Source organism: Halobacillus trueperi (assembly GCF_003386945.1).
Taxonomy (GTDB): Bacteria; Bacillota; Bacilli; order Bacillales; family Halobacillaceae; genus Halobacillus; species Halobacillus aidingensis.
On the sequence record NZ_QUAE01000002.1, the window covers coordinates 375026 to 390525 of the forward strand.

A 15500-nucleotide genomic window follows, 5' to 3' on the forward strand; every position below is an offset into this window, starting at 1 on the left:
ATTTATCTTTTCCCTTCGTTAGAAAAATAGTAAGTCATTTGTTTTAACATATGGGCGATAGTGAACTGATCGGGAACGTGAACGTTGGTAAACCCACATTTTTCTGCTTCTTTAGCTGTCGTCGGACCGATACAGAAACAAGGAATCTCTCCACCTTGATTCTGGACCATAGACACAAATGCACGTACGGTCGACGGACTTGTAAAGGTTAATGCATCAATCTCTCGTTCCTGTATCCACGCAAGGAGTTCAGGCTTTTTTTCTTCTACTAGTAGCGTATCATATACGGTCATGGAATGGAAAAATACACCCTTGTCATTAAACATGCGAGGAAGAGCGTCTCTTGAACGATTTCCTCTTATGTACAAAATATTGCCAGGCTGAGGCTGGCTGGAAAGAAACTCTTTCCCCATCGAAGACGCATGATATTTTGAAGGGATGAAATCAGCCTTAAATCCAAAATCATTTAAACGTTTCTCAGTTTTAGATCCGATGATGGCGAATTTAAGAGATGGTGGAACCTCAATCTTGTACTTTTTCAGAAGCTCGAAAAAAAACTTCACGCCATTCGCGCTTGTGATAAACACCCAGGAATAGTCGTGAAGTCGTTTCAAAATCTCTTGATGAGATTCAGAATCATTCAATTGGAAGGAGAGAAGGGGAGTGTGATAGACAACTCCACCTTCTGCTTCTATTCTTTCAATAAATGAGCGCGCTTGGGACTGTCCTCTCGTCACGAGAATTCTCTTCCCTTGCAATGGCTGCATTATTGGTCATACTCCTCTTTAGCACGATCCACAATCTCCTGCGCTCCTTGTGCTTTCAAACGATCCGCTGCTTCTTTCCCTACTTCAATTGGATCTGTACCTGAAACCGTTTCATGCAAGATGGTCTTTCCATCAGGTGTACCGACAAGCGCTGTCAAAACGATTTCCTCGCCTTTACGGTAGGCATAACCACCAATAGGAACTTGACAGCCTCCATTCAAATCATGGAGGAATTTACGCTCAGCAGCCACCGTCGTTTCAGTGTACTCATGGTTCAACTTTTTGAGGAAGTCGCGTAATTCTGAGTCGTTCTCACGACATTGAATCGCAAGAGCTCCCTGCCCAACAGCAGGGACACAAACATCAGGCTCTAGATATTCGGTTACGACATCATCATCCCAGCCCATGCGTTTTAACCCTGCAGCTGCGAGAACAATAGCATCGTAGTCCTCTTCCTTACACTTACGGAGGCGTGTGTCGATATTCCCTCGAATCCATTTGATTTCTACGTCTGGGCGTACGGCCTTGATTTGAGAACCGCGTCTCAAACTACTCGTGCCAACAATCGCTCCGGCAGGAAGGTCTTTAAGAGCAACGTTCCCATTCGAAACAAAAGCATCACGGTGATCTTCACGAATCGGAACAGCCGCCACCATCAATCCTTCTGCCACTACTGCAGGCATATCCTTCATACTATGAACAGCCATATCGATTTCTCCATCATACATGGCCTGTTCAATCTCTTTAATGAATAGCCCTTTACCGCCTACTTTAGAAAGTGTGACGTCAAGGATTTGATCACCTTTCGTCGAAATTCGTTTAATTTCAAACTCATAGGATGGATCGATCTGTTTCAACTGGTCGATCACCCACTCTGTTTGGGTAATCGCTAAATTACTTTTGCGTGATCCGATGACGATTTTTCTCAAAACATTTCCTCCTCGATACTAAAAATGAAAGTTAGATAATGAACCAAATAAAAAGAAGTTGATCAATAGAAACAGGAATGCTGCTGCATTGAATATAGCGATCGTCCGTCCCTGATATCCTTTTATAACTCTCAGCGTCAAATAAACGATGTAGACGACTAATACGAGTAACGATCCAAGTGTCTTAGAATCATACCAGTAAAAAGCGGCCGTAGAGACATATCCCCAAACGACACCTAGAATGATGGCAATCAATAACAGAGGGACACCTAATATGATAGCCACATAAGAAAAGTGATCCAACTTTGTTAAATCACCAAGGCGGAATAATTTTGCATCCCATTTCTTCCTCTTCAATAAGCGGTACTGCAACAAATACATAACGGAAAAGATAAACGATAGCGTAAAGAAACCATAAGATATGATCGCTAAACTGACATGGATAACAAGCAGCTCATTAACGAGAGCCACTCCCCTATTTTCCAAGACATTTTGAGCCCTCGTAGATATGTGAATGATCATAATCAAAAAACCGACCACATTTGTGAAGAATACGAGAAAATCCACTTTGAAAAGTCTGTTAATGATGAGGGAGAACGTCACTAGAATCCACGAATAAAAATACAATCCATCATAAACCGTCATGATCGGAAAATCATCTTTGACAAAAACCTGCGAAAGCAGAAAGAAGGTTTGTAAAACCCAAACCATACTAAGTAACCAGAAGGCAGTAATATTCGCCTTCCGGTTATTTTGTACAAAGTCGATGAAGTATCCAATGATACTCAATCCATATAGAAAAAGGATAAGTTCGTAAACCCATTTGAATTCAAGCATTTCACTTCCACCTTATGAATGGGCTACAGGGCTGATGATAGAGATGGAATCACTAGCCTCTGTATCGTTCTTCACCTTCGCGCTGTTCTTTTTTTCTTGTTCTTCCGCCTCTTTTTTCACCTGCTCTTCTATACCAAAGATTTGAGTGAATAAACGCAAGGTTTCCTCTGAATCTGGCTGTGCTGCCATTTCTTTCGCTTGAGAGATCGGTTCTTTCAACATTTGATTGATGATACTCTTCGTGTGTTTACTCAATACTTTCCGTTCACGATCGGTCAGCTCCGGCATCTTTCTTTCAATACTCTTCATTGTTTCTGCCTGGATATTCAAAGCTTTTGAACGAAGAGCTGAAATCACAGGAACAACACCTATCGTTTGTAACCACTGCTTAAACTCCACAATTTCCGCTTCAATCATGATTTCAATTTCTTTGGCTGCTTGTTTCCGGAGTGCAAGATTCGCATCCACGATTCCTTGCAAGTCATCAATATCATACAAGAATACACTTTCCAGAGCTTCCATTGCCGGGTCCAAATCTCGTGGAACAGCGATGTCTACGAAGAAGAGAGGTTTCCCTTTTCGTTTCTTATGAATAGGTTCCATCTTTTCCTTCGTAATGACATAGTCTGTTGCACCTGTTGAGCTGATGACGATATCAGCATCCTCCAACACACCCTCAAGCTCGTCCATCGTATGCGGATGACCGTTGAATTGACCAGCTACGTTCTGAGCTTTAGCTAACGTGCGGTTGACGACCGAAACTTTTCGGACACCGGAACCATGAAGGTTCTTGGCAGCTAATTCCCCCATTTTCCCTGCACCCAGGATGACAATATGCTTGTGGACAAGATCACCAAAAATCTTTTTAGCTAGCTCTACCGCGGCGTAGCTTACAGATACAGCGTTTTCACCGATTTCCGTCTCTTTATGGCCTTTTTTCGCCATGGTAACCGCTTGACGGAACAACTGATTGAAGATGGTTCCTGTTGTCCCAGCTTCCTGTGCCTGAAGGAAAGACTGCTTCATTTGACCGAGGATTTGAGTTTCTCCAAGGACCATAGAGTCGAGACCTGCCGTGACGCGCAATAGTTGCTCGATCGCTCCGTCGGTTTCGTAAATGGAAAGAAAAGGAGAGAACTCTTCTTTGTCAATGTCAAACCAGTCGGATAGAAACTGTTTGATATAATAACGGCCTGTGTGGATTTGATCCACAACCGCATAAATTTCCGTTCGGTTGCATGTAGAAATAATCACATTTTCCAGCACACTTTTTTGTACGTTGAGGCGCTGCATGGCTTCTGTCAGCTCATCCTCAGAAAATGTGAGCTTCTCGCGAATTTCCACAGGGGCTGTTCTGTAATTAAGACCGATAGCTAAAATGTGCATTTCATCTACCCCCATTAAACGTTCAAGACTTATCACATATCCATTAGTATAGCACAAAATCCGGACGATTTTTCGTTAGAAATATGAACAGATTTTGAATCCCTTATGATAGGATAAAATTAGATGATATAGAAAATTATAACGATTTATTTAGAAGAACTTTAAATTATAATCCGATTGTAATATACCAAAACCTACGCATAATCGCAAGGATATGACATTTTTGTACAATAGAAAAGGATGTGTTCATGCTGAATAAGCAAAATTCCCTTATCGGACTATTATTTATCGGCTTAGGTGTTTACTATTTGCTTCGTCATCTCAATATTCCCGAACTGACACCATTTTACTCATGGCCTACTTTAGTATTATTCATAGGTCTGGCCTTTCTATTACATAGCTACTGGACAAAAGATCATTCATCCTTGTTCACCGGTGTAATACTGGCTGGATTCGGTTTGCATTTCCTAGCCGTTAACCACGTCCCTTTCTGGAGGGATCACTGGGGCATGTACCTTATTATTGTTGGCGTTGCTTTTCTATTGCATTATAGAAAAACAAAGAATGGGTTGATACCTGCCCTTTTATTTCTTGGTATCGGATTATTTGCCATGTTCGCCCCAACCAACCCTGCTTGGTTCCAATGGATTCAGGGCGTTTTTCAGTTGATCGAACGTTTCTGGCCACTTGTCCTGATCGCTTTTGGCTTTTATCTACTAAAAAAGAAATAACCACTCATTCACAAAAGCTTCCGTTTGTGGAAGACTCAGTTTCGAGACTTTTGGTGAGTGGATGGGGGCTGGGGGGGATAGCTCGCTTCCCGCGGGAGCGCGGTGAGCGCATATCGCGAACCCTTAAGGGAAGCCTTGCCTAGTGGAAATAATGAATGACGATTCCTTGCCATGGATACGGGGTCAGGGAAACGACGATTTGTAGTGGTTTGGATCAGTCAGTAGAAAAACACACACGTTCGTGTTTCCATTCCCTTTTCATGCGGACGTTTCCCAGACCCTGTTCCCTCGCCTTATTCGTGCAGGATCTATGGTTAAAACAGCTCTATAACGGCGTGGGTGAGCAGGTCTTCATTACAGAACTCGGTAGGTTACTGTTAGAGGGTTTCGAGAACCTCATATGGCAAAGGGGCGGAGGGAAATGGTGAGACTCCTACCTTAAGTGTGGAGGCGCCTCGATCAGCGACATATGGACTGGACTGAGCTGGCGGAGATAAAGGAAACACGAAGAACGGAGAGATTCGATGTTGACTTATCGTACAGAAGCGAGGGAAGTCTCACTAGCCGCTAGGCGCCGGAACCGGATATCTAAGAGGAAGTGCGTGGTAGATGAGACCCCGCAGAGCGTTAGCTCGAGGAGGCTCATCACTCGCCCACGGCAAGCGAACCTTTTCCCGGAGCCCCTAAACTCCCACAAAAGTCTCGAAATCGAGTCTTCCACAATCCTGCCATTATCTTTAACAACTTATTTCAAAGTAATAAGAGACAAAACCCCCAGAGTTAGCCTCTGGGGGTTTTGTCTCTTATAAAATGGAGCTTAGGAACGCTTGGGTACGTTCTTCTTGTGGGTTTTCGAATAGATCCTTCGGAGCTCCCGACTCTACTATTTTTCCGTCATGCATGTAAACGACGCGGTCGGCGACTTCTCTTGCAAATCCCATTTCGTGCGTGACCACGACCATTGTCATTCCTTCCTTCGCCAGGTCTTTCATTGTCGCAAGAACTTCTCCGACAAGTTCAGGATCGAGCGCTGAGGTTGGCTCATCAAACAGCATAATTTCTGGTTTCATTGCAAGAGCTCTAGCGATCGCAACCCTTTGTTTCTGTCCACCTGAGAGTCTTGATGGGTAATCATTGGCTTTATCGCCAAGTCCAACCTTTTCTAAGAGCTCCTGGCCTTCTTTTTTCGCCTGGCTTTTAGATATTCCTTTGACTTGCGTAGGTGCTTCCATCACGTTGCCTAATACCGTCATATGTGGGAAAAGATTAAAGTGCTGGAAGACCATCCCCACTTGTTGTCTTACTTTGTTCAAATTGTCTTTTTTAGGATCAATTTGTTTCCCTTTAATAAAGAGCTCCCCGCTGTTTTTCATTTCTAAAAAATTCAAACAGCGCAGCATTGTACTTTTCCCGGACCCGCTGGCCCCGATGAGTACGACAACTTCACTTTCTTCCACATGGAAATCGATATCCTTCAGTACATGTAGATCCCCAAACGATTTATTTAATTTATTGACTCGAATCATTTGCTCTGACAATTGTGTTTCCTCCTCTGTTAGTCACTCACAGCCATTTTCTTCTCAATCGCACTGACAACGAGGGTCAGAAGGAATACGAGAATCAAATACCATACGGCACTTACGAGCAACCAGGTCATATAGTCGAATGTATTGGCCCCTTGGGTGGTGGCTACAGCAAATATCTCGGATACACCGATGAATGCAGCCAACGATGAATCCTTCAAACCAATGATAAACTGATTCCCAAGCGGAGGCAATGCACGTCTAAAAGCCTGAGGCAAGATAATCCGACGCATCGTCAAGGTGCCACTCATTCCAAGTGATCGACCAGCTTCTGTCTGGCCTTTTCCAATCGATTGGATGGATCCTCGGAAAATCTCTGCAATATAGGCACCATTGTGGAAGGCAAGTCCAAGCGCTACGGACCAGAATCCACTGATCATCCATACTTCTGTTAAACCATAATAGAACACGAAGATTTGAACAATCAGAGGAGTTCCCCTCACCACATAAATGTATATATTCGCAAGCCATTCCAATGGCTTGATTTTGGATATCTTCATGAAAGCAAACATTAACCCGATGACGATTGCGATTAATATAGAGACCGCTGTAAGGGCCAGAGTCATTTGGGCGGCTTCAAAAAACATGCCCCGACTATCTATAAGTGCTGTCCAAAAGTTTGCAGAATACAAATACAATTCACTTCAACTCCTCTATAATGTCAAAAAGAGTACGCTCATTGCGCACTCTTCTTAACTTCGGTCTTTAACTGAAAAACGAGCGTTTACTCCGGCAGAGTCGTAATGTCTTCACCAAAGTACTCTTTACTGATTTCAGCAAGTGTTCCATCTTCACGAAGTGTTTCTAGAGCTGCATTGATTTCTTCAAGTAGGGCTTCGTTTTCTTTTGCAATAGCAACCGCCTGTTCACTGCGCTCAATCATTTCTTTCGCTTCAATTTTAAGCCCTTTCCCTGAAGCTTCCTTACCCGTTAAGAAATCTGTGATTACAGCGTCATGACGACCTTTTGCCAGGGATTGCAAAGCGACAACATCACTGTCATAAGTCTTGATGTTTTCTGTCACTTCTTCAGCATACGTGCTATATGTCGAACCTTTAGAAATGGCAATCTCCATTCCTTCTAGATCTTCTAGTGTTTCAACATCACTATCTGGACGCGTGAAAATTTGCGCGCCTGAATAATAGTAAGGTGTTGAGAAATCAACTTCCTGTTGTCTTTCTTCTGTTATAGTGTGACTTGCCACCGCCGCATCAAAACGGCCCGTCTTCACACCTTCTACGATACTTGCGAACTTCTGTTTTTGAGGATTTGGCTCTAAGCCCAACTCCTTCGCAATAGCATTCGCAACATCAATATCAAAACCTGTCATTTCCCCGCTTGCATCTGTCATACTAAATGGGCTGAATTCACCAGAAGCAGCAAACGTGAATTGTCCATCCTCTACAAGGTCATAGGCTGTTTCTTCTGAGGAATCGTTGGAATCCGTTTCGTTTGTATCCCCTGTCGTTTCTCCTTCATCTTCACTTCCGCCGCAGGCAGCAAGTGCAAAGATCATTAAGATGCTCAGGGCGATCATAAGTAAATATTTTCTCATAACCAAAAATTCTCCCCTTCGTCAATTTGTCATTTTTCTGTAATAATAGCGACACTTTAAATTATATCTATTTATCAAACAATTCCCAAAATTAAACATAGTCCAAAAAATACTGAATAACGCTGATGAGAGGCTTGACCTACGACATGCAGTACTTTCCTTATAAATGCATGAATTTGCTTTAATATAATAGATTTTTGTATGAATATACATGTTTTATGACATAAAAAACCACTTCCCTTATATAGAGAAGTGGTTCTATCTTAGAGATTCAAGTGTGAGAGCATGGTCTTCCATGCAACATCCTTGCCTTCGCCTGTTTCGGATGAAAAAGGAATCAATGCATCTTCCTCTTCCATTTCCAAGACATCTTGAATCATCTTCAGTTGTTTCTTTCGTTGACCCTTTTTAATTTTATCAAGCTTTGTCGCAATGACCATGACTGGCAGGTCGAAATGCTTTAAATAATCATACATCAACTGATCATCTTCTGTTGGTTTATGACGGATATCAATAATCAATGCTGTTGCTTTCACCTGTTCACGTTCAGCAAAATATTCTTCCATCATGGCTCCCCACTTCGCGCGTTCCTTTTTGGAAACTTTCGCATATCCATAACCGGGAACATCGACGAAATGGAATTTATCGTTGATGATGTAAAAGTTCAACGTTTGGGTTTTTCCGGGTTTTGATGAAGTCCTCGCTAAATTTTTTCGTTGAATCATCCGGTTGATAAATGATGATTTACCAACATTCGACCTTCCTGCCAGCGCAATTTCAGGAATCGGTGCTTTTGGGTACTGCTTTTTGCTCGCCGCACTGATGACGATGTCTGCCGAGTTAACTTTCATGTACTGCCTCCGTTAATGCTTGTTCTAATACTTCATCCAAATGCTTCACAGGAACAAAAGTCAGACCTTCCTTGATGCTGTCTGGGATATCTTCCAGATCTTTCTCGTTCTGATCCGGGATGATAATTTTTGTTAATCCTGCACGGTGGGCGCTCAATGATTTTTCCTTCAAACCACCGATAGGCAAAACGCGGCCTCTTAACGTGATTTCACCTGTCATGCCCACTTCTTTACGGACAGGGCGACCTGTCAGTGCCGATACGAGGGCAGTCGCCATCGTAATGCCGGCTGAAGGGCCATCTTTAGGTGTCGCGCCTTCCGGTACGTGAATATGGATGTCGTTCTTTTCCACAAAATCAGGGTCGATGTTCAGTTCGTTCGCTCTTGAACGAATATAGCTGAACGCCGCTTGTGCGGATTCCTTCATCACATCTCCCAATTTCCCTGTTAATGTAAGGTTTCCTTTTCCAGGATATATTGAAACTTCTATCGATAATGTGTCTCCACCTGCTGTTGTATAAGCAAGGCCCGTGGCTGCTCCAATCTGATCTTCCAGTTCTGCACGTCCATAACGGAACTTCGGACGCCCTAGAAGCTCTTCCAGTTGTTTTTCCGTCACAACCACACGTTGTTTATCACCAGAAACGATGATTTTGGCAGCTTTTCTGCATAGGCTCGCCAATTCACGCTCTAAACCACGTACACCCGCTTCTCTTGTGTACCGGCGGATCAGTTTCAAGAGCGCATCATCACGTAATTGCAGCTGCCCTTTCTTCAAACCATTTTCCTTGACTTGCTTAGGAAGCAGATGCTCTTTAGCAATATGAACTTTCTCAACTTCCGTATATCCAGCAATGGTGATAATCTCCATTCTGTCACGCAATGGTCCAGGGATGTTCGAAATATTATTGGCTGTAGCCACAAACATGACTTTTGATAAATCATAGTTTTCTTCAATGAAGTGATCGCTGAACGTTCCGTTTTGTTCTGGGTCGAGGACTTCCAACATGGCTGAAGATGGATCTCCTCTGAAATCACTAGCCATTTTATCAATTTCATCAAGTAAAAATACAGGGTTCACGGTCTCTGCACGTTTCATACCCTGAATAATACGTCCGGGCATAGCCCCAATATAAGTTCTACGATGACCACGAATTTCAGCTTCATCGCGGATTCCGCCTAAAGAAATTCTAACAAACTTCCGATTGATGGAACGAGCAATGGACTTAGCAAGGGAAGTTTTCCCCACCCCTGGAGGTCCAGCCAGACACAAGATCGGCCCTTTGATCGTTTGAGTCAGTTTTTGAACCGCTAAGTATTCAAGGACACGCTCCTTGACCTTTTCCAAACCATAATGATCTTCGTCCAAAATCTTCTCAGCACGGTTCACATCGAGGTTATCTTCAGTCTCATTCGACCATGGCAAGGCCACAAGCCATTCAATGTAATTGCGTATGACCGAACTTTCCGCTGAACTTTGTGGAACTTTTTCATATCTCCCAAGCTCTTTATAAGCGATTTCTTCCACTCGTTCAGGCATATTGGCCTGCTCTATTTTTTCTTTAAGCTGAGCCACCTCACCTGATTTTCCATCTTTATCACCAAGTTCGTTTTGGATCGCTTTCATCTGTTCACGCAAATAATATTCCTTTTGCGTTTTTTCCATGGATTTTTTAACCCTTTTGCCGATCTTTTGCTCGATTTGCAAAACTTCACGTTCATTCCCAATCATGTCGACAAGCTTTTGAAGACGCTCTTTCACATTCGCTGTTTCCAGAATTGACTGCTTTTCTTTTAGTTTCACTGGCAAATGGGAAGCGACCATGTCCGCCATATGACTCGGTTCATCGATATCGGACACGGTATTAAAGGTTTCCTGGCTTACTTTTTTAGATACTTTAACGAATTTCTCAAATTGGTCCATAAGCGTTCGCATGAGAGCTTCTTCCTCATTTTCTCCTACATGCTCATCCTCAATTTTTGAGATATTCGCGTAATAAAAGTCCTCATCATCGACTAATTGTTCAACACGGGCTCTATATAAACCTTCTACAAGGACTCGATTGGTGCCGTTTGGCAATTTAACCATCTGTTTTACCCTGGCAATTGTTCCAACCTCATAAAGGTCATCTTTCGAGGGTTCATCAATATTCACTTCTTTTTGTGACACGAGAAATATTTCATTGTCATCCATCATGGATTGCTCCAACGCTTGTACCGATTTTTCACGCCCCACATCCAGGTGAAGGACCATAGAAGGGTACACAAGCAACCCTCTGAGAGGAAGTAGAGGTATATTTTTTCTCTGTTTGTCCGTCATTTCTTGCACCTCCGATTATTGCAACTACGTATTTTCATCATATATAAATGTACTTGGAAAGTAAACGAAACGGCACCAAATGATTCCAACACCGAAATCCCCTAACCAATTACTGTCAAGGGGCTCACTCCTCTAATACTTTATTATGAACAGAAACCAGCCTTTCATGCTTATGTAGTCATCTGTCAATTTAATAATACAGAAGCCGTGCTACAACATTTTCGTAGCACGGCTTCTTGGATTTTATTCCCTAAGGTTTACGCACTCTCTTTAGGAGATTGTTTATTCTCATCTTCAACAGTACCATCTGTCAAGACCAGCTTAGGACGCCCATTTTTAGCAGTGACTGTCTCTTTCGTAATGATACATTTCTCAATATCATCACGTGAAGGAAGTTCATACATGACATCCAGCATGATTCCTTCGATAATAGAGCGCAATCCACGAGCCCCTGTCTTACGTTCTATAGCTAGACGTGCGATCTCACGAAGCGCATCTTCTTCCATTTCCAATTCGACATGGTCGATTTGGAAAAGCTTTTGATATTGCTTCACTAGCGCATTCTTCGGTTTTGTAAGAATTTCTACAAGCGCATCTTCATCAAGCTGCTCGAGGCTGCCGATGACCGGTAGACGACCGATGAATTCCGGAATCAAACCATAGCTCAACAAGTCTTCTGGAAGTACTTTTGTGAGCAATTCTTTCTTCTCTGCTTCATCCGCTGCTTGCTCAGAACCGAAGCCGATCACTTTTCGCCCTAGACGACGTTTAATGATTTGATCGATTCCGTCAAAAGCTCCTCCAACGATAAACAACACATTAGTTGTATCGATTTGGATGAACTCTTGATGAGGATGTTTACGTCCACCTTGGGGCGGTACACTCGCTTGAGTTCCTTCGAGGATTTTCAATAGCGCTTGCTGCACTCCCTCACCAGATACATCTCTTGTGATGGATGGGTTCTCTGATTTACGGGCAACTTTATCGATTTCATCAATATAAATGATTCCTTTTTCTGCTTTCTCAACATCATAGTCTGCTGCTTGAATCAACTTCAATAGAATGTTTTCAACATCTTCACCGACGTAACCGGCTTCTGTTAAGGAAGTGGCATCAGCAATGGCAAATGGTACATTCAGAATACGTGCCAATGTTTGAGCAAGTAAGGTTTTACCGCTACCTGTAGGTCCAAGCATGAGGATGTTACTTTTCGCAAGTTCTACATCATCATTTTTCACACCTGCATTGATACGTTTATAGTGATTATATACGGCTACAGACAGGTTCTTTTTGGCTTGATCCTGGCCAATGACATAATCGCTAAGAATTTCGCGGATTTCTTGAGGCTTCGGTACCTCTTTGAATTCCACTTCCTCTTCATTACCTAACTCTTCTTCAACGATTTCCGTACAAAGTTCAATACATTCATCACATATATATACGCCAGGCCCTGCTACAAGCTTACGGACTTGTTCCTGACTTTTACCGCAGAAAGAACATTTCAACTGTCCTTTTTCATCGTTAAATTTAAACATTCGTTTCACCCCTTATTATAATGACGCAATCGTTGCGACTGAAGTTTCATGATACGACGCTTACGCTTCCACTTCACTTCTTTTGCCCATCATATCAGATTAACTTCAAACAAAAAAGCAATACCTTTTCAGAGGTGTGCGCAACCTTTCTTGCACCATCCTCATTATGTAATTCAACTGCAGATAAGTCAAACAATGGAGCACCATTACTATTGTATGTAAACAGCTGGAGAAGTATCAACTATCTTCCCCATTAATCTCTACCTCTATACTCTATAATATAGAAATATATGAGAAGACAAGGTACGATCATGCACCTTGTCTTCTTAGTTTATTATTCAGCTTTGGAATTTGCAACTAGAACGTCAATGGCTTTACGGACTTTAAGATCTTCTTTGATCATATCTGTATTTCCGCCAAGCATTTGCGTCAATTGAGCAACGTCTGTTTGATACATGGAAGCCATGTTCTCAAGTTCAGCATTCACATCTTCTTCAGAAGCTTCAACATTTTCTGCCTCTGCGATTGCTTCAAGAGTCAAGTTCGTTTTCACACGCTTCGCTGCATCTTCTTTCATTTGCTCACGAAGGGCATCTTCGTCTTGACCAGTGAATTGGAAGTACATGTCTTTTGTCATGCCTTGCATTTGAAGGCGTTGTTCGAATTCTTGAACCATGCGGTCAAGCTCTGTATCCACCATAGCTTCAGGAATTTCAACTTCTGCATTTTCAGATGCTTGCGTTACAAGCGTGTCACGCTTGCTGTTTTCAGCATCTGTCTTCTTCTGCTCTTCCAGACGCTCGCGAGTTTTCGTCTTCAGTTCTTCAAGAGACTCGACATCTTCGTCGACATCTTTCGCGAATTCATCATCAAGCTCAGGAAGTTCTTTTCCTTTTACTTCGTGAATCTTGACTTTGAATGTTGCAGATTTACCAGCTAGATCTTCCGCGTGGTATTCTTCAGGGAAAGTTACTTCAACTTCTGTTTCTTCTCCTGCTTTCTTACCAACTAGCTGTTCTTCGAAACCTGGGATGAAGGAGCCAGAACCAACTTCTAGGGAGTAGTTGTCTGCCTGTCCGCCTTCGAATGCTTCGCCATCAACGAAACCTTCGAAATCCATAACGACTGTGTCGCCATTTTCAACAGCTGCATCTTCTTTAACGACCAGCTCTGCTTGACGCTCTTGCATTTGCTTCAGTTCGTTTTCAACATCTTCATCTGATACTTCAGTATCTTGCTCTTCTACGACAAGGCCTTTGTAATCGCCAAGCTTAACCTCAGGCTTCACAGTAACTTCTGCTGTGAATACAAGGTCTTGGCCTTTTTCGATTTGTTTCACGTCTACTTCTGGACGATCGACAGGTTCGATTCCTGTTTCTTCAACAGCTTCTGTGTAAGCTTGTGGAAGAACAATATCAAGCGCATCCTGATAAAGAGACTCCACTCCGAAACGCTGTTCGAAAAGTTTACGAGGTACTTTACCTTTACGGAAACCAGGTACCTGTACCTGTTGAACTACTTTTTTGAAGGCTTGGTCAAGTGCTTTATCGAACTCACTTGCAGGTACTTCTACTGTCAAAGTCCCCTGATTGCCTTCTTGCTTTTCCCATTTTGCTGACATAAAAAATTCCCTCCAACATCTATTCATTCATTTTCGTCCGAAGACGATGATCTGATGATTCTATGACTCTTTTTACATACGAATCTCGTTTGCAACCACTACATTATAACATAATCCTACAGCCTTTCAAGACGTGACCTTTTTCATTATTTATTCCCCAACGATCAATACGTAATGCTGTTCACATAGTTCGATTTCAGATTTGTACTTCTCTACGTTTTCCAATTCTTCATTCACAGACAATGGAAGCTGTAAATAATCATGACCTAATTGTTTAAGGGCTTCGACAAGAATCGGGACTTCCTTTTCATTAGGAAATATTGGATATCGTACATAGCAATAATGATATAAAAGACGATTAATCATCTCATACATCGTTGGGTTGTTTTGTTCAATTTGACCGAGCCTCATTTGAATCTGTTTAATGATGTAATCAGAATGAAGCTGTGTTAATTCCGAAGGGACGACAGTAGATGTTTGGCCAAATTTCTTGATGGTGAGCTCCTGACTCCAACCTGCATCTCTGAACCATTCTAAAATGGAAGATTTAATGATCGGGTGGACCGATTCGTTCATTAAGACACGTTGAAACTCATCCGCAAAAAGGTCAGGGGATTGTTTTTTCAATTGATCAATCGCTTGCCACTGCTTATGTATATCATCTGAATCCAATGCATGCTTAAATTCATCAAAATACTTCGTACCCTCTTCTTTATGACGGTCTTCCAGAAGTTTCCGGCTCACCTCAAACATCTGCCAGAGTTGAGTGCGGCTTTGATGAGGAATATCCTCTGATTCGAACACTTCTTCCAAAAGATTAATGATTTCTTCATACTGGTTACTTTGAAATAAGATAGTAATATAGATATGTAAATAATGGTAGTACTGTTCGTATTCTTCCTTCATTTGCTGTTGACATAATTCTTCCGCTTCATCGAACAATCCAAGTTCAATCCAACTCATCAGAAGTCCTGTAATGACATCCGCATTTGCAACGCCATACTCCACAAGGGGCTCCAAAGCTTCTGAAGCATCTTTATACCTTTTTTCCTTCAATGCTTCCAACCCCACTCGTTCCAGTGCGGTTTTCCATTTTGGGAACATCACTAAGTTCCCGTTTTTATTTTCCATAAGACACCCTTCCCTAGAGTTTATACTTCCCTCATTTTAACCTTATTGTATATTTTTCAAACCTCTATTCATTCAGCTTATTAGGATATACTAAAGTATATTCACAACAAACACAAAGAAAACACTTTTGTATCTGAATTAAAAGGGAAATTCGTCATCATTCGTTATGGACAGACACAAATAAACACTTCCAAAAAGCATTCTTGAACTTTATCTCAATATAATATCCAAATTTGTTTCATATTAGCAAAAAC

13 protein-coding genes are annotated in these 15500 nt (G+C 42.1%); 1 reads left to right on the plus strand and 12 read right to left on the minus strand.

Translation table 11 applies throughout. The annotated features are described in order from the left end of the window. Nucleotides 1–2: 2 nt before the first annotated feature. From DYE48_RS04530 to hemA, 4 genes are read right to left on the minus strand one after another with little or no spacing between them, the layout of a single operon-like run. Nucleotides 3–767 carry a uroporphyrinogen-III synthase gene (locus tag DYE48_RS04530; protein ID WP_115822591.1) on the minus strand — a complete coding sequence of 255 codons (765 nt, stop codon included), beginning with the start codon at nucleotides 765–767 and terminating at the stop codon, nucleotides 3–5. Continuing rightward, a complete protein-coding gene (gene hemC / locus DYE48_RS04535) occupies nucleotides 767–1696 on the minus strand; it encodes a hydroxymethylbilane synthase (protein ID WP_115822592.1) in 930 nt (309 codons plus the stop codon). Before hemC ends, DYE48_RS04530 begins: the two co-directional genes overlap by 1 nt. 18 nt (nucleotides 1697–1714) lie before the next feature. Beyond that, nucleotides 1715–2533, minus strand: coding sequence for a cytochrome c biogenesis protein (locus DYE48_RS04540; protein ID WP_115822593.1), 819 nt, complete (start codon nucleotides 2531–2533; stop codon nucleotides 1715–1717). Nucleotides 2534–2545: 12 nt separating this feature from the next. Next, nucleotides 2546–3919, minus strand: coding sequence for a glutamyl-tRNA reductase (gene hemA, locus DYE48_RS04545; protein WP_115822594.1), 1374 nt, complete (start codon nucleotides 3917–3919; stop codon nucleotides 2546–2548). A 248-nt stretch (nucleotides 3920–4167) separates the two neighbouring features. Between hemA and DYE48_RS04550 the strand changes: the two genes are divergently transcribed. Next, entirely contained in the window at nucleotides 4168–4650 is a 483-nt protein-coding gene (locus DYE48_RS04550; RefSeq protein ID WP_244199366.1) for a LiaI-LiaF-like domain-containing protein, read from the plus strand. Between the two features lie 803 nt (nucleotides 4651–5453). On the opposite strand, the gene DYE48_RS04555 is transcribed toward DYE48_RS04550, so the two are convergent. The 8 genes from DYE48_RS04555 to DYE48_RS04590 form a co-directional block, all read right to left on the minus strand. After that, complete coding sequence (locus DYE48_RS04555) at nucleotides 5454–6176, minus strand: amino acid ABC transporter ATP-binding protein (RefSeq protein WP_167449445.1); 723 nt, start codon at nucleotides 6174–6176, stop codon at nucleotides 5454–5456. 29 nt (nucleotides 6177–6205) lie between these two features. Next, nucleotides 6206–6820, minus strand: coding sequence for an amino acid ABC transporter permease (locus tag DYE48_RS04560; RefSeq protein ID WP_115822637.1), 615 nt, complete (start codon nucleotides 6818–6820; stop codon nucleotides 6206–6208). 137 nt (nucleotides 6821–6957) lie between these two features. Further along, nucleotides 6958–7788, minus strand: coding sequence for a transporter substrate-binding domain-containing protein (locus DYE48_RS04565; protein ID WP_115822596.1), 831 nt, complete (start codon nucleotides 7786–7788; stop codon nucleotides 6958–6960). Between the two features lie 263 nt (nucleotides 7789–8051). Further along, nucleotides 8052–8639 (minus strand): ribosome biogenesis GTP-binding protein YihA/YsxC, encoded by a 588-nt coding sequence (gene yihA, locus DYE48_RS04570; RefSeq protein ID WP_089652696.1) that lies wholly within the window; start codon nucleotides 8637–8639, stop codon nucleotides 8052–8054. After that, nucleotides 8629–10959, minus strand: coding sequence for an endopeptidase La (lon, locus tag DYE48_RS04575; protein WP_115822597.1), 2331 nt, complete (start codon nucleotides 10957–10959; stop codon nucleotides 8629–8631). The genes yihA and lon overlap by 11 nt, the downstream gene beginning before the upstream one ends. Before the next feature lie 257 nt (nucleotides 10960–11216). Continuing rightward, the gene (clpX, locus tag DYE48_RS04580; RefSeq protein ID WP_089652698.1) at nucleotides 11217–12494 is read right to left on the minus strand and encodes an ATP-dependent protease ATP-binding subunit ClpX; all 1278 of its coding nucleotides are present in this window, start codon (nucleotides 12492–12494) and stop codon (nucleotides 11217–11219) included. A 334-nt stretch (nucleotides 12495–12828) separates the two neighbouring features. Beyond that, nucleotides 12829–14115 (minus strand): trigger factor, encoded by a 1287-nt coding sequence (gene tig, locus DYE48_RS04585; RefSeq protein ID WP_115822598.1) that lies wholly within the window; start codon nucleotides 14113–14115, stop codon nucleotides 12829–12831. Between the two features lie 150 nt (nucleotides 14116–14265). Next, the gene (locus DYE48_RS04590) at nucleotides 14266–15246 is read right to left on the minus strand and encodes a tetratricopeptide repeat protein (RefSeq protein ID WP_115822599.1); all 981 of its coding nucleotides are present in this window, start codon (nucleotides 15244–15246) and stop codon (nucleotides 14266–14268) included. Nucleotides 15247–15500: the final 254 nt, after the last annotated feature.